This is a genomic window from Commensalibacter communis (genome assembly GCF_947179015.1).
In the GTDB taxonomy this organism is placed as follows: domain Bacteria; phylum Pseudomonadota; class Alphaproteobacteria; order Acetobacterales; family Acetobacteraceae; genus Commensalibacter; species Commensalibacter communis.
Genome location: NZ_CAMXCM010000008.1, coordinates 1 through 20,314, shown reverse-complemented (window position 1 = coordinate 20,314; position 20,314 = coordinate 1). Strand labels below are relative to the sequence as shown.

At 35.0% G+C, this 20,314-nt stretch carries 16 protein-coding genes; 7 read left to right on the top strand and 9 right to left on the bottom strand.

Annotated features, from left to right (window positions below):
* The first annotated feature begins 22 nt into the window (after positions 1 to 22).
* A complete protein-coding gene (locus PQG54_RS10465; RefSeq protein WP_271790494.1) occupies positions 23 to 1,405 on the top strand; it encodes a carbohydrate porin in 1,383 nt (460 codons plus the stop codon).
* A gap of 530 nt (positions 1,406 to 1,935) precedes the next feature.
* Positions 1,936 to 2,874: a LysR family transcriptional regulator gene (locus PQG54_RS10460; RefSeq protein WP_271790493.1), complete on the top strand. Its 939-nt coding sequence runs from the start codon at positions 1,936 to 1,938 to the stop codon at positions 2,872 to 2,874.
* A 296-nt stretch (positions 2,875 to 3,170) separates the two neighbouring features.
* Here the strand turns inward: PQG54_RS10460 and repM are convergent, their stop codons facing one another.
* Both repM and PQG54_RS10450 read right to left on the bottom strand, forming a co-directional pair.
* On the bottom strand, positions 3,171 to 3,860 hold the full coding sequence (gene repM / locus PQG54_RS10455) for a replication initiation protein RepM (protein WP_271790492.1): 690 nt from the start codon (positions 3,858 to 3,860) through the stop codon (positions 3,171 to 3,173).
* A gap of 245 nt (positions 3,861 to 4,105) precedes the next feature.
* Complete coding sequence (locus PQG54_RS10450) at positions 4,106 to 4,975, bottom strand: MurR/RpiR family transcriptional regulator (RefSeq protein ID WP_271790491.1); 870 nt, start codon at positions 4,973 to 4,975, stop codon at positions 4,106 to 4,108.
* A 199-nt stretch (positions 4,976 to 5,174) separates the two neighbouring features.
* Here PQG54_RS10450 and PQG54_RS10445 point away from each other — a divergent pair, with 199 nt between their 5' ends.
* A complete protein-coding gene (locus PQG54_RS10445) occupies positions 5,175 to 6,419 on the top strand; it encodes a ParA family protein (protein WP_271790490.1) in 1,245 nt (414 codons plus the stop codon).
* Positions 6,420 to 6,424: 5 nt separating this feature from the next.
* On the top strand, positions 6,425 to 7,435 hold the full coding sequence (locus PQG54_RS10440; protein ID WP_271790489.1) for a ParB family protein: 1,011 nt from the start codon (positions 6,425 to 6,427) through the stop codon (positions 7,433 to 7,435).
* A gap of 64 nt (positions 7,436 to 7,499) precedes the next feature.
* Here the strand turns inward: PQG54_RS10440 and PQG54_RS10435 are convergent, their stop codons facing one another.
* The 5 genes from PQG54_RS10435 to PQG54_RS10415 are packed head-to-tail and all read right to left on the bottom strand — an operon-like array spanning position 7,500 to position 14,164.
* Positions 7,500 to 8,636, bottom strand: a complete 1,137-nt coding sequence (locus tag PQG54_RS10435; protein WP_271790488.1) for a Gfo/Idh/MocA family protein — start codon at positions 8,634 to 8,636, stop codon at positions 7,500 to 7,502.
* Positions 8,637 to 8,647: 11 nt separating this feature from the next.
* The gene (iolB, locus tag PQG54_RS10430; protein ID WP_271790487.1) at positions 8,648 to 9,448 is read right to left on the bottom strand and encodes a 5-deoxy-glucuronate isomerase; all 801 of its coding nucleotides are present in this window, start codon (positions 9,446 to 9,448) and stop codon (positions 8,648 to 8,650) included.
* A 10-nt stretch (positions 9,449 to 9,458) separates the two neighbouring features.
* Positions 9,459 to 10,346, bottom strand: a complete 888-nt coding sequence (iolE, locus tag PQG54_RS10425; RefSeq protein ID WP_271790486.1) for a myo-inosose-2 dehydratase — start codon at positions 10,344 to 10,346, stop codon at positions 9,459 to 9,461.
* 23 nt (positions 10,347 to 10,369) lie between these two features.
* Positions 10,370 to 12,229: a 3D-(3,5/4)-trihydroxycyclohexane-1,2-dione acylhydrolase (decyclizing) gene (gene iolD, locus PQG54_RS10420; RefSeq protein WP_271790485.1), complete on the bottom strand. Its 1,860-nt coding sequence runs from the start codon at positions 12,227 to 12,229 to the stop codon at positions 10,370 to 10,372.
* Between the two features lie 30 nt (positions 12,230 to 12,259).
* Positions 12,260 to 14,164 carry a bifunctional 5-dehydro-2-deoxygluconokinase/5-dehydro-2-deoxyphosphogluconate aldolase gene (locus PQG54_RS10415; protein WP_271790484.1) on the bottom strand — a complete coding sequence of 635 codons (1,905 nt, stop codon included), beginning with the start codon at positions 14,162 to 14,164 and terminating at the stop codon, positions 12,260 to 12,262.
* Positions 14,165 to 14,700: 536 nt separating this feature from the next.
* On the opposite strand from PQG54_RS10415, the gene PQG54_RS10410 reads away from it, so the two are divergent.
* Together PQG54_RS10410 and PQG54_RS10405 are read left to right on the top strand one after the other, a co-directional pair.
* On the top strand, positions 14,701 to 16,170 hold the full coding sequence (locus PQG54_RS10410; RefSeq protein ID WP_271790483.1) for a sugar porter family MFS transporter: 1,470 nt from the start codon (positions 14,701 to 14,703) through the stop codon (positions 16,168 to 16,170).
* 99 nt (positions 16,171 to 16,269) lie between these two features.
* Positions 16,270 to 17,094, top strand: a complete 825-nt coding sequence (locus tag PQG54_RS10405; protein ID WP_271790482.1) for a sugar phosphate isomerase/epimerase family protein — start codon at positions 16,270 to 16,272, stop codon at positions 17,092 to 17,094.
* Between the two features lie 285 nt (positions 17,095 to 17,379).
* Here PQG54_RS10405 and PQG54_RS10400 read toward each other — a convergent pair whose 3' ends face one another.
* Both PQG54_RS10400 and PQG54_RS10395 read right to left on the bottom strand, forming a co-directional pair.
* Positions 17,380 to 18,414 (bottom strand): Gfo/Idh/MocA family protein, encoded by a 1,035-nt coding sequence (locus PQG54_RS10400; protein ID WP_271790481.1) that lies wholly within the window; start codon positions 18,412 to 18,414, stop codon positions 17,380 to 17,382.
* A gap of 60 nt (positions 18,415 to 18,474) precedes the next feature.
* Positions 18,475 to 18,864, bottom strand: coding sequence for a tautomerase family protein (locus PQG54_RS10395; protein ID WP_271790480.1), 390 nt, complete (start codon positions 18,862 to 18,864; stop codon positions 18,475 to 18,477).
* Positions 18,865 to 19,199: 335 nt separating this feature from the next.
* On the opposite strand from PQG54_RS10395, the gene iolG reads away from it, so the two are divergent.
* The gene (iolG, locus tag PQG54_RS10390; protein ID WP_271790479.1) at positions 19,200 to 20,204 is read left to right on the top strand and encodes an inositol 2-dehydrogenase; all 1,005 of its coding nucleotides are present in this window, start codon (positions 19,200 to 19,202) and stop codon (positions 20,202 to 20,204) included.
* Positions 20,205 to 20,314 lie beyond the last annotated feature (110 nt).

Sequence of the window (20,314 nt, the reverse complement as noted above, 5' to 3'; positions counted from 1 at the left end):
AAAAACTTGAAAGGCACAGCGAATGAGCAATATTTTAGGATGTAAATTATCTTTTATTGTCGGATGGAGTAGTGTTTTTCTTTGTAATATTGTAGATTGCAATAAATCCTACGCACGAACCACATCATTCTATAAGAAATCAGCTACCACCCCAACAAACTCAGACAATACAAAATCAAGTATTCACGATGAGTTATTCCTTGGAAAAATAAATTCATATTTAAATCAGTATGGAATTCATTTTGGATCGAATTGGATTTCAGAAACATCTGCTGTCGTCAGTGGTGGGCGTAAAAAAGGGATAAATTACGCACATCAAATGACTTTTGCGTTGGATGTGGATTGGGAAAAATTGTCAGGATTTAAAGGATTTTCAACGCATGCCGTTGCTTTAAATTTTACAGGCCGAAGCACAAGTTATGATTATATTGGAGATTCTGTTATTCAATCTCAAGAGGTTTACATCCCTCATCAAGCATTAATTCGTATGTATGTTTTTTATGCAGAACAAAAATTGTGGAATAAAAAGCTAGATATTAAATTAGGTCGTGTCAGTACAGGAAATGAATTTGCCGCTAGCCCATTTGCTTGTGATTTTATTTCATTGGCAACCTGTGGACATCCTAGGGCAGTTGCGCAGCAAGGATTTCCTAGTTGGCCAGGAGCTGTATGGGGTATGCGTATTTTATATAATATTTCTCCTAAATCATATGTGCAATTAGGCGGATTTGAAAGTGCACCTTGGCCTCAGGGCGGGAGAAATGGTTGGGACTGGGATGCAAAATATACTACAGGTGCATATATCCCAATTGAATTTAGTTATAACCCAGATTTCGGTAGAAATCGTCTAACAGGATATTATCGTATTGGAGGAGGTTTTGATACTAGCCGTTTTAATACGTGGTCATCACACATAACCAACTCCGGAAAAACGGATAATCGAACACAGTTTTGGGTAATGATCGATCAAATGGTTTATCGCAATGATGATCAAAAAGATCATGGCATTTATATCTTGGCCAATTGGGGGCATGATTCTCCAACCACATCTATAATTAAAGATTCTTATAATATTGGATTTATTAATCGAGGTTTTTGGAAAAAAAAGCCAGATCAACAATTTGGAGTCATGTTAACATATTACAAAGTTCCAAAGGGATTAAACCGCGCACAACAGTTTCAAAAATCACAAGGAATGAATAATAATATTGTAGAGTTTCCTTTTTTAAACCGTGCGCCTGGGGTTCAATCAAGCGCAATTATGTTAGAAGCAAATTATAGCATTCCAATTTATAAAAGTTTTACTGTTGTACCCGTTTTTCAATATTTTCACCATGTTGCTGCGACAAAAAACGTTTATCCGGATGCTGCTGTTATCGCATTAAAAACCAATGTTATTTTTTAGTATGCTCAATCAGTTTTAATTATATAATTTGGTCACTTGATTATCGCCTGCGATTGTATCGAAGAAATTAATATCAATAGATCATTGATAGATGTCAGACAAATAAGTAATTTATTGTTTGAACGAATAAACACACTTTATACTTTTAGTAAAATAATCCCCTATTTGTCCTGAAATCTATCTAGTAAGGAATTTTTCAAGATTTCTACCTACAAATATTTATAAATAAATACATGGTATTGAACTTTCCATTTGATGTTATTTGGCGAATACATGAAAATTTACAACTCTAACAATTAAGAGATTAAAAGAATGTATTATTCATCACAAATTTATTATTACCTACGAACAAAAATATTATTCAAGTATATTTTTATAAAAAAACACTACTTCTTATTGTCCATAAACATTTAGTTAACGATCATTCGAATTAATTAATAACGTACCCCAATAAAAAAATCATAAAATAGGTATAAATGCTCTTTTAAAAATATTTAATTTGATATTATAATTTAAGTTTTAGGATAGATATGAATATACATCCTTTTTCTCATAAAATATTAAATTTATATTCTCGTTTTTTTATTTATTTTCAAGCAATTCTAACTTATGGATCTGTACGTTCTGCAGCAAGACATTTACGTATTACCCCATCCGCATTAACACGCCAAATTCAAAATTTTGAATTAAATATAGGTGTACCATTATTTGAACGTCATGCTCATGGTATGGTTTTAACGCAAGCAGGAGATATTTTATCTAGCCATATCATGGTAGTGATGGAAGATTTAAAGAGAATAGAAAATCGTATTTTAGCTTTGCACAAAATTAAAGACGAGAAAATCAATATTATGGTTATTGAGAGCGCTGCAAATGAAATTATGCCATATGTTATTAATAAAATAACTACTACATATCCCACCATTCGATTACAGGTGAATACAGGGTCATCGAAAGAAATTTTCGAAGCATTACATGCCGGATATTTAGATATTGGTGTTGCTTTGAATTTAGGTGAGCCGCAAAACCTTAAAAATATTATCTCTCAGCCAGTCAAAATGGATGCTATCGTACATACTAAACATGCTTTAGCAGGGAAAAAAAATATTACATTGTCTGAATGTGTATCTTACCCATTAATCATGCCATCCTCTTCATTATCTTTATATAAGACTATTTATCCACTATTAAAAAATCTACAAGAAAATCTTAATATTCGCATGGAAAGTAACTCTATTGATTTAATGATTAAAATGGCTGCAGCTGGAATGGGATTAGCTTTTTGTTCGAGATTAACCACGATATCCACACAAGAAAAAGAAGATTTTATTCGTATACCAATACAAAATAAAGAAACAAGAACATTATTAGGAGTGTATATTGTGAAGGATAAACAACAAACCTACTCTGTAAATATCATTTTACAAATTATCCAAAATTATTTAAATCACAATTTTAAATCTATATAAAAAAGCAGGTCTTATCATAAATGTGAGAAAACAAAGTTTGACTTAATATAAATATTAAATAGTCTTTTGTAGGTCCATCCTCTAAATATTTTTCAATACAGGATTTATTGATGAGAACAATAATGACATATTAAATGAAACAATAGTTTAAATGTGTAGTTTAATTACAGAGAAATGTAAATCATTAATGTGTTAAATTAATTCTGCTTAAGAAAAATCCCTCGCATAATCTTGTTAATAATTTGTAAAACATAACGAATTTGTTACAAAAGGTCGAAAAATGGTGTCATATGCAATTACCTTATTTGTTGAAATGTAAAACTAAAGCCACAAATAACCCTACCGTTCTTGTGCTGTTTATATTTTACTACAATATCCGTAAGATTATTAATTTGTATAATAGCCGCTTCTAATACGCGTCTTTTAAACAGTTCCATCCGTTTATATTCATCTTTTTGAATGCCTAATTGATAACGAAATTCCTGTAATTCAAAAATAGGTGTTTTTCCTAAACTTCTCCAAGCAATTAACATTTCATACAGACGTACGGCATATCTACTCGATAATCGATTGACTTGCTTTAGCTCATAACTTGTAAAATGTTTTTCTAAGCGTGTAATTAATGGCACAACTGATGGGGAGAATATTAATTTAATAAGCGCCTCTTTCTCTACATATCGGACTTCACTGACCCATCTTGATTTAACAAATTCTAAATTCCCTTTTTCATTTGTGAATTGATAGCTAAATTGACGTTCAAATAAATTCTCAGAAGCTTGCTTCATAACAAAGTAAGCAGTGTGTTTCTCTACATGGAAATGATTCATATAGCTTGAGGCATGAACCGTTAACGCGTTATCTGCATTAATTCCTTTACCTGTTTCTCTAGCCTCAACAATCGCTAATAAAATTAATCTTTGTTCAACTAAATCAAGATCATAGCTGGCATTAATTAATACATTATCTTTGACAATTATTTCCTTCATATTCCATAACACCACTTAACGATTATTTACCTTATACAACCATTGTATAAGTTTGATGTCAATAGATCGAAAAATGGTGTCATATAGGTCGAAAAATGGTGTCATATAGGTCGAAAAATGGTGTCATATAGATCGAAAAATGGTGTCAAATAAGCAAATTTATCGTTTAAAAATAAAATCTTATATATAGGTAAAAGACTTTAAAAGATTTTAAAAGACTTAAAACATTTTTTCTGTGGATAAAGTTATTTTTTACGTTTTGTATTAATTGCAATCGCTAACATACTTACAATAGCAAATGTAGCAGTTAAAGATCTAAAACCTGAATAATTAGACTCTGTTATTTCAAGCCAAGTATTGGCTTTATGTACTAATGGGGAAAAAGAAGAATCAGTAATAGCTGCAATTGGAATCCCCAAATCTTTAGCAAAAAAAACTAAATCTAATGTTTTAGATGCATAAGGAGTATAACTAATCGTTAATATTGCATCTTTTTTACTTAGTAATTCAATTTGATTTCTTGCAAGACCACCTGCGTCATCAGCATATTCACATTTAATACCTGCTCGACGAAAAACATATGTCATATACATTACAATTGAATAAACGCGTTCTGTTCCTACAAAACAAATTGTTTCTGCATTTGCTAACATATCAATCATTTTATCTAAGTGTATGTAATTAATATTATGCTCTAAAATATTTAAAGATTGATGAGATGATTCTATAAAACCACTTAATAACTTCTTTTGAGTGATAGCTTCATTATTTAAATCTTGATGATTTATATTTTCAATTCGTTCTGAATAATCTGGCCAAAAGCGACTTGCATGTTCTCTAAAAATAGATTGTAACTCTGAAAAACCACTGTAACCAAGACTTTTTGCAAAACGAACTAGAGCTGATGGTTGCACCCCTGCTGCTTGTGCAATTTCAGTAATTTTACCAAATGCAATTGTATAAGAAGGTGTTACTAGTAAAAAATCAGCTATTTGAACCAAACGTTTTGAAAAGCTCGTTTTTCGATCAAGTATTAATTGATGCAAACTATAAAAATCATGCGGTAATAATGTATTTTCATCATTTTTTATCTTATTTTCAAAAGCCTGTTCCATAAAAAACCTATTTTAAAATATATCTGATATTTTAAATATAAACGGATTATCCTTTAAATTACATCTAAATATATAAAAAAGTAATTTACAAACCGCTATTTCATCAATAAAAATAAAATTGGGCATTAAAATGATATTTTATTCAAATAAGCAATCATTTTACATTTATATGTTAAATTGATAATATTTAGGTTTTGAAATGAATATATTAAATGAGATCTCTGCCATTGGGCAAAGAATGAAACAAGAACAATTATCCTTAAAAGACTCAGTTATTGAAACAACACAAGTGAATGTATCTGACGAACAAATCGATGGATTAGATCGTTTAATTTATAATCATTGCATGAATAAAAAAGCACTTGCCGATTTTTTTGGTAAATCGAGAAATACATTCAGTAAAATCCTAACAGACTTAGAACATAAAGAAATTATTGGAAATCCCATTTTTCAAAATAAAAACCACCTTTATACACGTTTTGATATTCAATCCATTATGAATGAATTAAAACAACCTCGTTATAAAGACACATATGAAGCAAGAATAATCGTTACTGAAAATCATAAGGGAGGTACAGGCAAAAGCACAACAACTCTCACCTTAGCAACCGCAGCAGCATTAGATCTCCATTTAAATGCCCGTATCTGTATTATTGATTTAGATCCACAAGGATCTATCGGTAATAATCTTATTCGTTCAATCAATGAAGATGATGTCTTTTTAACCATTACAGATATTTTATTAAAAGAGTATGAACCACAAGGGGATTATGCACAATATATTCAATCTGGTTATTCAGAAGAAACCATTATTTCTAAAATTTCATTTAGCACACATTTACCCAATTTAGACGTTATTACAGCCTTCCCGACAGATGATCGTTTTACGGATACCTATTGGGGAATCAGTAAAGAAGAAAGACATAAATTACTTGTTCGTTTTCGTGATACTGTTTTGCCAATTTTAAAATCTCAATATGATTTAATTTTCATTGATACACCACCCCAAGACTCCCCAATTATTTGGTCTATTAATGAAGCTGCAGATGCGTTGTTAGTTCCAATTACACCTCGTGAATATGATTTTGCATCAACCACCAATTATATGTTGACGATTGCTGAACGATTAAAGCAGCTTCCTTCTCAAGGGAAAAATATCAAATGGTTTAAAGTATTAGCCGTTAATGTAGATGATAAAAGCCAACATGAAGCACGAACATTAGCAAAATTAGTAAGAACTGTGCAGGATAAATTCTTAACGACAAATATCAAACATTCAGAGGCTTTCGTGGTATCTGCAGAAAAAGGAAGAACCATATTAGATATCAAAAAATCAGAAGAATTTTGTTCTGCTAAACAATTTGATATCGCAGAAATGTCTGTCTACTCAGTCTATCAACAGTTTATTAATGAAATTAAAACAATCTCTTTAAAAAGTGAGTAATATCGATGTCTGAGATAGAAAGAGGAACAAATAAAAATCTTTACTTACATGGTCATAAAAGAACCAGTTTTGAACAGAAAAATAATTTATCTTCACTAAAGAATACAATAAATTTAAAACGTTCTTTTACCTTTTCGAATGGTCGTAAAGTAGACGCCAAACACGTTATTATTCCAGGAAATAAGGTTGCATCAGACACCGTCGTTCATATGATAAATCCAAGAAATCAAACGGCTTTGGATTATCAAGCTGTGCGAGATATCATTGAACAAATTCGAGAACGTGGTGTTGATAAAGAAGGGATTGCCATTCAACAACAAGATAAATACTATTTGATCGAAGGAAGCCGCCGACGCTATTGCTGTATAGAAACAAAACAAGATCTGCCTTTATGGGTCATTACCGATGAATTAAGTTCAAAAGAAATCTATGAAATTATTAATGCATCACAAAGTAGTAAAAAATTTTCCTATCGAGAAGTTGGACAACAATATTTAAAGCAAATGCAAGAATTAAATTTTGCTACGAATGAAGAGTTAGCAGCATATTTAAATACAAGTACAGAAACGATAAGAAAGCGCATACAGGCCGCAAAAATTAACGAACAACTTATTCGAATTTTCCCAGATGCTGAGGGTATACCGAATAGTTATTATTCAAAATTAGCTAAAATTGAAAAAGAAGCAGAAAAAAACGAACTGGACTTGCAAAAAATTTGTCAAGATGCTCAATCTAAAATAGATGTTGAAACAATTAAAGCGGTAGAAGAGCAGCAACATTATTTAATTCATCACTTAATGATGAATATCAAAAATATACTTAATGATCAAAAAGAAGCCCTTTGGGAAACAAAAGAGCTCGTTTCGTTTGAAAATAAAGATCAATATGCAAGAATTAGTCGTAATTTAAACGGTCGAAAAGTAAAATTTGAATTTAATCGAATACATATAAATACGATTAAAGAGATTGAACAAATGATTATTAATCATCTTAATACAAAAGGAGCAAATCGTTAATTATAAATTTCTTTGGCAAAAACAACCCCCTTGTTCGCCAAAGAAATTTGATCATTAAGATAATTTATGAAGCAATTTCGTCTAAATTAACCCAACGATTTTCAGTAGATGAAATAGAAATTGCTTCTGAAATACGAACAATGGTCAAAGCATCTCTGAAATTAAAATCGGTTTGTATATTTTTTTCTATACATCCCATTAGCTTCCCAACTTCTAGCGTTTTAAGATCATTAAATCCAATTTGATGTCCACCAGCAGGGCAAAACTCACCATATCCTTGATGCTCTGGTCCAGCCACAATGGTTGTAAAGCCACGACGCCCTGTTTTTTGATCGCCCTTATAAATTTGTAACTCATTAAATCTTGCTTGATCAAAAATCAAAGAGCCTTTACTGCCACAAATTTCAAACCCATGATGCATTTCCCATCCTGTGGCTAACCATGAAGAGGTCACAACGCCAGTAAAATTGTGGTCTTTAAATTGAATTAACGTGTTAACTTGATCGTCTGTATAAACAGGCTTTGAGCCTCCATCAGAAGTAGGGCGAGAATTATAAATCGTATCTAATTTTCCACAAACAGAGTCAAATTCACCTAATAAAAACCGTGCAGTTGCTAACGCATGAGAGCCAATATCCCCTAAAGCCCCGCCAAATTGATCTTTTTCACAACGCCAGTTATAAGGGGCAGCATTCGCCATGAACCCCTCGGAGTGAATACCACGATAGCCCGTAATTTCACCAATTTCGCCGCTTTGAATAATTTCTTTGGCAGTAATCATCATAGGATTACGTAAATAATTAAATCCAACCATAGTAATAACCCCTGCTTTCTCGGCAGCATTAGTCATTTTAATCGCATCATTCAAAGTGGTCGCCAAAGGCTTTTCACAATAAACAATTTTTTTTGCATCAATAGCTTCTAAAGCCATTGGTGTATGTAAATTATTAGGTGTAGTAATAGAAACAATATCAATCTCGGGATGATGGATTAAAGACTTCCAGTCATTTGTGGCGCTCTCAAATCCCAATTGTTTTGCAGCAGCCTGAGCTTTATCTAATGGAATATCAGCTAATATTTTTAAAATTGGCTCTTGTTTCAAAGGAAAAAAACGCCCTACATTTCCAAAAGCCCATGCGTGGGCTTTACCCATGAAACCGCTACCAATAACACCAACGCCTAAGGTTTCTTTTTGTTTCATTATCTTCATTCCTATTGAAAAGCAATATCTGCGAAATCTGGACTTTGGCTAAATTTCCACTGTTTGGTTGGCCCTGCCATGACATTCAAATAATATGAGTCACACCCATGAGGCGCACCCACAGGATGATAGCCTTTCGGAACCATCACGGTTTCCCCATCATAGACAGACATGGTTTCATCTAAAGAGCGATCATCCGTATAAACACGTTGGAACACATATCCTCCTTTACGTTTATTACGATGATAATAAGTTTCTTCCAAATAAGTTTCTTTACCTTCAATGGGGGTATCATGTTTATGTGGTGGATAACTTGACCAGTTTCCTCCTGGGGTTATCACTTCTACAACTAATAGACTTTCAGATGGATCTGTATCTGTCAGCATATTATTGACGTAACGTACGTTGGTGCCACTGCCTCGTTTAACGGTTTCAATGTCTTCAGCTTTAATCGCGTAAGGCGCAACGGCTTTTTTAGCAGGTGCTTGACAAATCGCGATCTCAAGATGGGTGGTTGCTTTGACTGTCCATTTCATGTGAGGAGGCACATATACTGCCGAAGGTTTGCCATCAAATACGGACATACGTTCACCCAATATACCGAAACTTTTTTCAGCGGTTGAAATGTCGGCTTTTCCAGTAATAATGACCAAGCAAACTTCATTATCATTACCATCTCTAGCAAGAGTTTGCCCAGCTTGTAAGTGAGCAACTTCAAACCCGATATATTTCCATCCTGCACTTTGAGGCGTGATGCGTGTGACAATCCCTTCTGCATCTGGTGCATGTGGTTTAACTAATAATTTACTCATCAGAAGCTCCTTATTTCTTGATACCAGCTTGATTTAACGAAGTAATCAGATGTTTATATCCCTTGGTAACATATTCAAATGGATTAGCTTTGACAGGGTCTTGCTCTGCTTCAATCACAATCCAACCAGAGTAATTTTGGAATGGTTTAAAAAACTCAACATAATCAACACTACCATCGCCAGGAACGGTGAATACGCCTTGTAAAACACCGTCTAAGAATGGCCAATTTTCAGCATTCGCTTTTTTAAGAACATCTTCACGAACATCTTTGGTATGAATATGCGCTACACGTTCTGCATAATTTTTGGCTAAACGAATAGGATCAGCGCCACCCCATGTTGCATGACCTGTATCAAGTAAAAGATAAACTTCTTTATCAGTAGAATGCATCAAACGATCAATATCTTCTTCAGATTGAACGATCGTTCCCATGTGATGGTGAAAAGACAATTTAATCCCATAATCCAAGGTTAATTTTGCTAATTCATTCAATTTATCAAAATAAATTTGCCACTGGCTTTTTTCCATAATAGGACGATGTGCGACCCCAATATCACGCCGCCCTTGAATGGTATTGGCAGTTTCAGCATAAACAACAACATCGCATCCCATTGCTTTTAATAAATCAAGTTGAGGACGTATTGCCGCGAATTCCTCTTTGGCAGAACGCAGTAACAAAGCCCCAGAAAACCACCAACTGGTTAAGTCTAGATTGTATTTCCCTAATGTTTGTTTTAGAGCATTGGCTTCTTTCGGAAATTTATTTCCCATTTCCATGCCTTCAATGCCAATTTGACTGGCTTCCGAAAGGCAAGTATCCAGAGGAATATCGCCACCTAGTTCAGGCATATCATCGTTAGACCAGCAAATTGCGTGCGCACCAATACGAATAGTCATACTCTTTGTTCCTTGTTGAATGGTTAGTTCCAATGTCTTTGGCTTTTTTTATAGTTGAGATAGGCTTCATAGGCTTCATTGACTGTTTTTTGTTTGGAAACTTCTGGCACAGCAACATCCCACCAATAGCCACATTCTTCGGTGATACTTACCGCTTCAGTATCAATAACGATCACTGTTGTGCGGTCATTTTTTTTTGATTTTTTCAAGGCTTCTTGTAATGCTTGAACAGAGGAAACTTTTTCACTGATTGCCCCTAATCCTCTGGCATGTAGGACAAAATCAATATTTGGCAATGTTTTATGATGGGTGTTGACATACATATTATTAAACTGCTTGCCACCACAAACTTGTTGCAGGCGATTAATACATCCGTAACCTAGATTATCTAATAAAACGACTGTGATCTTAATCCCAAGCATAATAGAGGAAACAATTTCTGAGTTTAACATCATATAAGAACCATCGCCTACCATCACAACGACATTGCGATCGGGTTCTGCCATTTTGGCTCCAATCCCCCCAGCGATTTCATACCCCATACAAGAGAAGCCATACTCCATATGATAGCCACCACTTTGTTTGGCACGCCATAGTTTTTGTAATTCACCTGGCAAACCACCCGCAGCGCAAACCACAATGCTATTATCTGGAATAGAACGCATGACTGCCCCAATGACTTGAGCATCACTGGGTAATTTCTCTGCGGTTGGGGCAGGAAGAGCCATATATTTATCGGCGGTTTTATACCAATCTGCTTTTAAGCTTCTGGCTTTTTCAGTCCAAGCCTGATCAGCTTTATAATTACCAATTTGCTTACTTAACAACTCCAAGGCTGATTTGGCATCCCCAATTAATGGATAAGCATTATGCTTAGTGCCATCAAAAGCTTGAATATTCAGCCCAATAATCTTCAGATTAGGATTTTTAAAGACCGCCCATGACCCCGTTGTAAAATCTTGCAACCTACTTCCGATCGCAAGAATCACATCTGCTTCATTTGCCAACGTATTTGCAACAGCTGTTCCAGATACGCCTATACCTCCCACATTAAGAGGAGATTGATCAGGAATTGCGGATTTTCCAGCATTGGTTTCACCAGCAGGGATGCCATGCTTATTACAAAAATCTTCAACAAGTTTTTCTGCCCCAGAATACGCAACGCCGCCTCCTATGATAATTAAAGGGTTTTTAGCCTTTAATAAAATATCTTTCGCCGTTTCTAATTCACTTGGATCAGGGTGAATGCGACGAATATAATGAATACGTTCTTCAAAGAAACTTTCTGGGAAATCCCATGCCATTGTTTGCACATCTTGACACAAAGAAAGCGTTACAGGTCCACATTCTGCTGGATCGGTTAAAACGGTCATTGCACGTTGAAACGCAGGAACAATTTGTTCGGGTCGAGTAATACGATCAAAATATCTGGAAACCGGTTTAAAGCTATCATTAACGGAAACGGTGCCGTCGCCAAAATCTTCAAGCTGTTGTAATACAGGATCTGGCAAACGCGTAGCAAATACATCGCTGGGTAATAAGAGAATAGGTAAACGATTAGCATGTGCTACCCCAGCAGCAGTAACCATATTCAATGATCCTGGGCCAATGGATGCTGTACAAGCCATGATTTGTTTTCTACGTTTGCCTTTGGCAAAAGCGATTGCTGTATGTGCCATTCCTTGTTCATTTTGCCCTCTGAAGGTTGGGAATTGATCCTTTACTTCATGCAAAGCTTCACCAAGGCCTGCAACGTTTCCGTGACCAAAGATCGCCCACATTCCCGCAAAGAAAGGTTGAACACTGCCATCATCGAGCCTGATTTTTTGTGCCATCATTGCTTTGACCAAAGCTTGAGACATTGTAAGACGTATTGTTTTCATTATTGTTCTCCTTAACCTGTCTGGGGAATATTATTGAGCTGCTTTTTGCCAAGCATCAACGAGTTGTTGGAAAGTATCAGCCATTTTTTGAATAGCTTCATCATCATTAATTTGTTTTGTAAACCATTGACGTGCAGGCTCTCCAAAAATTGTACGCCCAACTGCAAACCCTTTGACATACGAGATTTGTGCAGCTGCTTGAAAAGCTTGCGTAATAGTTTCCAGAGGGGCATCCAGCCCAAGGACAACAACACCACGACAAAATGGATCATTATGTTTAATTACGTTATTGATGGCTTTCCATGCGGCTTGATCTTGTTGTGGCTCTAATTTCCACCATGCTGGTTTAAGGCCTGCGTCGTAAAGTTGTTGTAAAGCCGTTGCAATAGTTTGGCTGTCTAATGGGCCATTTTTGCCTGCAATAATTTCAATTAATAATTCACGTTGTAAGCGTTGGCAGGCATCATAGGCGCGTTCCAGCTCCCTGATTTGCTTATTTTTTAATTCGACAGGATCATCTGGGTGATAAAAGCAAAGACATTTAACGGTATGTTGCGCTGGCCATGACAATAATTGTGCCCCTAGGCTGCCTTTGCCATCAAAATCAAGTGGACGCGAACCTGGATATTCAATGGGGCGAGAAATCCATAGATTTTCATGGGATGCCAAAAATAATGCTTCTTGACCATAGCGACCATCCATAAAGGTTCCAAATCCAGGTCGACCTTTGGCAACCAAGGCGGCTGCTTTGATGGTTAAGATTTTAAACTCACTAATTTTGTCCCGAGAAACGCCATATTCATCAACCATTTCTTCTAATTGTAAGCGATGATCGCATGCTAATGCCATAATAGGTGTTGCTTGGGCTGGACGAGTGGTTGCTTGATGTAAATGGGTCAGCATTTGATCTTGCTGAATAGAATGATCATGACTGTTTTGGTTTAAAAAATGTGTTAGCTCAACAAACGTTGGATATTCTGGGGAACAAAGTAAACGAGAAACGGCAAACGCCCCACAGGCATTCGCATAAGTACAACAAATATTGATGGGTTCGTTTTTTAACCAGCCTCTTAAGAAACCAGACATAAACGCATCGCCAGCTCCAAGCGTGTTACAAACGGTAACTTTAAAGCCTTTTCCTTTGATTCCTTGATCCAAAGATTCTGGAATGTTACCATCAAAGACAACACAGCCGATAGGACCACGTTTACAAACAATCGTTGCTTTTGGGGCAATTTTACGAATATGACGAATGGCTTGAATAGTATCTTCATAACCGCTGGCAATATGAAGTTCTTCTTCTGTTCCGACAATCAAATCACATTCAGGTATAATCGACAATAATTTTTCAGTGACTTCTTTTGAACGGACATAGCGCGCTTCACCATCACCAATTGATGCAACCCCCCACAGATTAGGTCGGTAATCAATATCAATGACGACTTTTCCACCATGAGCATGGATTAGCTTCATTGCTTTACGTTGTGCTTTTTCGCTGTTTTCTTTGGCGAAATGCGTTCCTGTTACAACGATAGCTTTGGCTGTTTTAATAAAATCCTCATGAATATCTTCTTCTGATAAAGCCGCATCCGCACAATCAGTTCTGTAAAATAACAAAGGAAATTGTTCGGAATCTCTGATGCCCAGAATGGCCAGAGCCGTTAATCGTTCAGGATCTTGATGAATTCCTTTTGTATTGACGCCTTCACGTTGCATTTGTTGGATAATAAAATGTCCAAAATGATCATTTCCGACACGGGTGATGACACCAGATTTCAATCCTAAACGAGCAGTACCAATGGCAATATTGGCTGGGCATCCGCCAACAGCTTTATTAAAAGACGAAGTATCTTCTAAACGACAGCCAATTTGTTGAGAATAAAGATCAATAGAAGATCTTCCTATTGTGATAATATCCAGTTCGCCATTGGTCATGAAGTATTCTCCAACAATAATAATAAAAAAATTCTATTTTTTCGCAAATATAGAAAAATAATTTTAAATTTACGATATACCGCTATATTTGAATAATAAAAAAGATGTGAACGGTTATGTTTCACAGTCTTGTGATTGCTATTCAAATTAAAATTAGATGGTTTTTCTGTTCAAGAAAAAGTTATTATTGGATTGTTGCTATTGGAAAATGTTACAAAACTGCGGATTTATATAAATTTTTAGAAATATTTTTTCAAAAATATATAATTTCAGCAATAAACACACAAAAAGTTTATTAAGAAAATTCAAATTTTATATAATAATTACAATATATCGCGATTTGTAGAAAAATTTTTCTATAATCAAGTAAGTGGGTGCGGTTTTCTTCATAGTTTGAAATTATTTTAGGTAAAGATAAGATTCAATAAGGTTGCAAATTGCTTTTTGGTTAAGGTTAATTAATGACCTTTTTATCAGGATTAAAAATATTCTTTTAAAGTTTTAAGGAATATTTCTAGATGAAAGAGTAAAGATCTATGTCTGATTCAACAAAAAGAAATTTTATTACAAAAACAACTTTGGTTGCAGCATTGGGGGGGTTATTATTTGGATATGACACCTCTGTTATTTCTGGTGCTGTGGCATCGATTGACCATCAATTGGTTAGACCATTAAATCTTACGAATAATTGGGAAGATTTTATTTCTGGGTTTGTTATTGCTAGCGCACTTGTCGGATGTATGCTTGGTAGTATCATCAGTGGATTTGTTGCAGATTTTGTGGGTCGTAAAAGAGGGTTGTTTATATCAGCTATTCTTTTTGTGATTTCAGCAGTGGGTTCAGCTTGGCCTGAATATGGCATTATATATCCTTTGCATGATCCTGTGGCTATTGTGTGTTCTTTTATATTTTATCGTATTATTTGCGGTATTGGGGTGGGTATTGCATCAACATTAGCGCCTATGTATATTTCTGAAATCGCCCCTGCAACAATTAGGGGTAGCTTGATTATCTATTATCAGATTGCGATTGTAAGTGGTCAAGCAGGCGTTTATTTCGTAAACTGGTTTATTGCTAGCCTTGGAGATCATGATTGGTTGATGACAACAGGCTGGAGAATTATGCTTGTTTCGGAAATTATTCCAGCCTTTATCTTTTTATTGTTATTGGTTCCTGCGGTTGAAACGCCTCGTTGGTTGATGTTAAAAAATCGTGACGAAGATGCATTAAAAGTGTTGCATAATATTTTCCATCCAAATGAGGCTCATCAAACCGCTGCGGAAATCAAAAGCAGCCTTAATAAAAATATCGAATTGGGATCTTTATTTCAATTTGGTGCAGCTGCAGTTCTTGTGGGGATTGGGGTTGCTGCTTTCCAACAATTAGTTGGAATTAATGCAGTTATGTATTACGCTCCAGAAATGTTCAAAAATATGGGTTTTGGCGAAAGAGGTGCATTATTCCAAACAATTTTTGTTGGGGTAGTCACTGTAATTTTCTGTTTAATTGCCATGAAAATGGTTGATAAAGTTGGTAGAAAGCCATTGTTAATCGTTGGTAGTATTTTACAAGCGATAGCTATGCTGGGGCTGGCTGCAACTTTTATGTTTAAGTTAAACAGTATGATTGCTGTCTTTATGATTCTTTTTTACTGTGCCAGCTTTTCAATTTCATGGGGGCCAATGGCTTGGGTTTTATTGGCAGAATTATTTCCAACAGCCATTAAAGGCCGAGCAATGAGCTTAGCTGTTTTTATCGAATGGACAGTGAATTTATTTGTTTCTTGGTCCTTTAAAATAATGGATGGCAATGCTTCTTTGAATGCGGTGTTCAATCATGGTTTTCCATTTATTATCTACGGAATCATGGGGGTTTTAGGAACTTTCTTTGTGATCTTCTTTGTTCCAGAAACCAAAGGACGTAGTTTGGAAGAAATACAACAAATTTGGTTGGATCGTAAAAATAAAAAACAAATGAGAAATCAGATTCCTGTCAAAGCATTATAAAAGTAACTTATTTATATTGCCTTCACCCTGTTTTTAACAGGGTGGAGGCAATATGATTCCATCATCAATTTCAAATCAGTTTTAAAATAAGAGGCTAATATGCGTAATATTGGATGTTGTACGTGGATTTTTGACAATGAACCGATTGAAGAAACTGCACGCCGTGTAAAAGACATTGGATTAAATGGTGTTGAATTACATGGGAATATTCACTCGATTGATCCTGTGCAAGCTGGTAAAATATTTGCAGATCAAGGATTGCAAATATTTTCTATTACTCCTGGTGATGCTGATATTTCCCATCCTGATCGGATTATTCGACAAGACGCTGTTGATTATTATAAGCAATTAATTGATTGGGTATTGAAAATAAATCAAACGCCTAGCCCTCCATTAATTTCTTGTCATGGATTAGTACAACGTATACGACCAGTTAGTAACCAAGAGGAGGAAAATAATCTTCTTGTCGAAAGTATAAAACAAATTTGTAACATGGCGCGACAGGTTAATACAGAAATTGTTTTTGAAGTATTAAATCGGTATGAAAGCCATCAAGTTCGTACATTAAGAGAAGGTCTTAATTTGATCGAACATGTAAAATCCCCCAATTTAAGATTGCTTGCAGATGCCTATCATATGAATATAGAAGAGGCTAATCCGGCGGCTTCTTTACGGGAAGCCGGAGAATATATTGGCCTTTATCATGCTGCAGATTCTAATCGTGGTGCTATCGGTGAAGGGCATACTGATTTTACATCGCAAATGATAGCATTAAATGATATTCAATATCAGGGACCGATTATTCTCGAAATTGCTGCACCAGGGCCAGATCCATTCAATACGAATAAAGGAGAAGGTTTCAAAGAGATTTTAGAACAACAGTTAAAAAAGTCAGTGAATGCCATTCGTGCATTCAATAATTGATATTAACAAATATCCTGACTAAATTTAATATTATATAATTTTGAACGTGACATGTGTGTGATTTGTTTAATAAGTTATTATGTCGTCATTCACTATGCAGACTGTCTGGCATCAACATTAATAATAATCTTAATAGTTTCAACAATATCCTAAAAAATCAATGAACAATTTTAAAACCATTTTTATAGATTGATGGTTATTAAACTGTTCATTGGATCCTTAAATATACTTTTATGTGCATCTAATAGTTAGAAGATAAATAAGTCAAATTTTAAGTTGAATTAGTTATTTATACATTGCGGGTCGTTCTGGAATTGAAATTGCTTCTATTGCTTGTGTTTCTTGTGCTTTGACACAAGCTTCGGCAGCAACCGCAGCAACATATCCATTCCAAGAGCTCGGGCCTTTAATTTTGCCAGTTTTACATCCATCGATAAATTCTTGGATTTCGATATCATACGCATCAATAAAACGCTCTTTCCAATCTGTTAAAATTGGAGTGCATAATTTTGCATCAGAACGCAATGCAACCGCAGCAGGATCTGGTAAACTAACAATTCCCTTTTCACCCACAACAGAACATTGAATATCATATCCATATTGACAGTTAACAAAGACTTCTACATCGATACGAACGCCAGATTTTGTTTCTAATAGAACGATTTGAGGATCGCGTAATTTGGCGTGTGTATGGCTTGTTTGACGAGGGAAAATAACTTGTGCAGAAATATAATCATCATCTAATAACCATCTTAATACATCAAGTTCGTGAATCAATGTGTCGAAAATTGCCATACTCGTCACATAGTTTTCCCCGACATTTTGATTACGATGTGCCGCATGAACCATCAAAGGCGTGCCAATAGCACCATCAACAATCATTTTTCGCAATGCACGATAGTCTTTGTCGTAGGGACGCATAAATCCTACCTGCACCAAACGACTACCATGCGCTTGTTCAGCTTGAATAATTTTGTCACAATCTTCGATTGTTGTTGCTAATGGTTTTTCACAAAATACAAATTTTCCAGCTTTAATTGCGGATAAAACATATTCGGCATGCGTTGGCCCCCAAGAAGTAACCATGACTGCATCGACATTCTCTGCATTAATCACATCATGACCCGATTCATAGGCTTTGGCATTGGGGTTATGTGGAGTAACAGCCTTCTTTGCGTTATCTATGTTTACATCACTTACGGCGACGATTTCCGCACCAGATAATGTATGTGTACATCTTCGAATATGATCGACACCAATAGCACCAGTCCCAATCACACCAATTCTTAACTTTTTATCATGTTGGTTTGTCGTATTCATCGTCAATCTCCTTATAAGGTTACGCGTAAATTACGGTTTGTTTGTTTTTTAAGAAGGCGCTTATAAATCACCCTCTAAAAACTGGGCTCTTCCTAATCCAAAAGACCAATCTTCGTCGCTATTCACAACAATACTCGTCATCACATCAGAGGCTTCAATTCCACAATTTTCTTTTAATAACTGGCAAACAAGACTGTAGAATTTCTTTTTTTGTTCAGCGGATCTAGGTCTGGAAATCATTTGGATTAAAACGAATTTATCAGTTCTTGGAATATCCAATCCTGTATCTTCGGCAACTAGAAATCCAGGTTTATGCTGTGTTAAAATTTGATATCTATCTCGTTCAGGAACTTCAAAAGCAATCACCATTGCACGATGAATTGTTTCTTTTAACATATTCAATTCTTGCTGGTTTCTACCTTCGACAACATCAATACGAATAAGAGGCATTTTTAACCCTTTTGAGTTTAATGAAATATAACGAATAGTAAATATAAAATATATATCTTACTCAAAATAGAAAAAATTTTTCATTTTTAATAAATTGTACGTGATTGCAAAATTTAATTGATACAATTAAATTTTAGGCAGTTACTTAAAAGACCTACTAATGATCTGAATTATTTATGTAAATTGATTATTCTTGAGCATAATAACTATCAAAAAGAAGATCATTATTCACATAATTTTCATTATCTAAAAATTATAATAGATCGTAAATTTAAAAATATTTTTCTATTTTAGGAAAGTATTTAATACCGATTTAATCAACGAAAGAAAATCCAATGCTAAATATTGCTGTCCTTGGCACAGGTCGTATCGGCCGTATGCATGTTGATAATATTGTCGCTCATCCCAAAGCAAAGCTAGCAGGTGTATTCGATGTTAATATTGCAGCTGCACAAGAAGTTGCTGGCAAACATTATGTTAAACAATTCCAATCTGTGGGTGATGTGTTTTCCTCTTCTGCAGTAGACGCCGTTTTAATTGCGACTTCGACTGCCACCCACGCTGATTTAATTGAACAAGCTGTTGCGGCTAAAAAGGCCATTTTTTGTGAAAAACCTATTGATTTATCTTTGGATCGTGTAAAAGCTTGCGAACAAAAAATTAAAGGTACTGATATTCCAATTATGCTTGGATTTGTCCGAAGGTTTGATAAAGGTCATCGTGCTGTGAGAAAATCCATCGAAGCAGGAGCTATTGGAGATGTACACCAAGTGATTATTACTTCACGTGATCCAGACATGGCACCTGATGCTTACATCGAAGTATCAGGCGGTATTTTGCGTGATATGACCATTCATGATTTTGATATGGCACGTTTTATCCTTGGGGAAAATATTACAGAAATTTCTGCAACAGGTTCTCGTCTTGTTAATAGCGCTTTAATGGAACGTTGTCATGACTATGATACAGTAACTATTGTCATGAAAACAGCTTCTGGAAAACAATGCATCATTAATAATTCACGCCGTGCAGTATACGGATATGACCAACGTGTAGAGGCTTTTGGGTCTAAAGGAATGGCTATTTCCGAAAATCATCCGATGAACAATATGCGTTTGTATAATGAACATTTTACAGATCAAAAACCAGCTTTGATGAATTTTTTTATTGATCGTTATGGCGAAGCATTTAATAACGAAATTAGTGTTTTTGTAGATGCTGTTGAGCAAGGGAAAAAGCCAGAAGTCAGTTTTGAAGATGGTAAACAGGCATTAATACTTGCAGAAGCAGCAAGCCGCTCTATTCTTGAAAACCGTGTGATTCGTTTAGCTGAGATTTAAATTTCAGATTAATTTTTTGGTTATATTTTATATTATATGAAAAGGGGGCTTGGCTCTATTGTAAAATAGAGCCAAGCACTTATACTGTATGAATATTATTCAGAGATTAA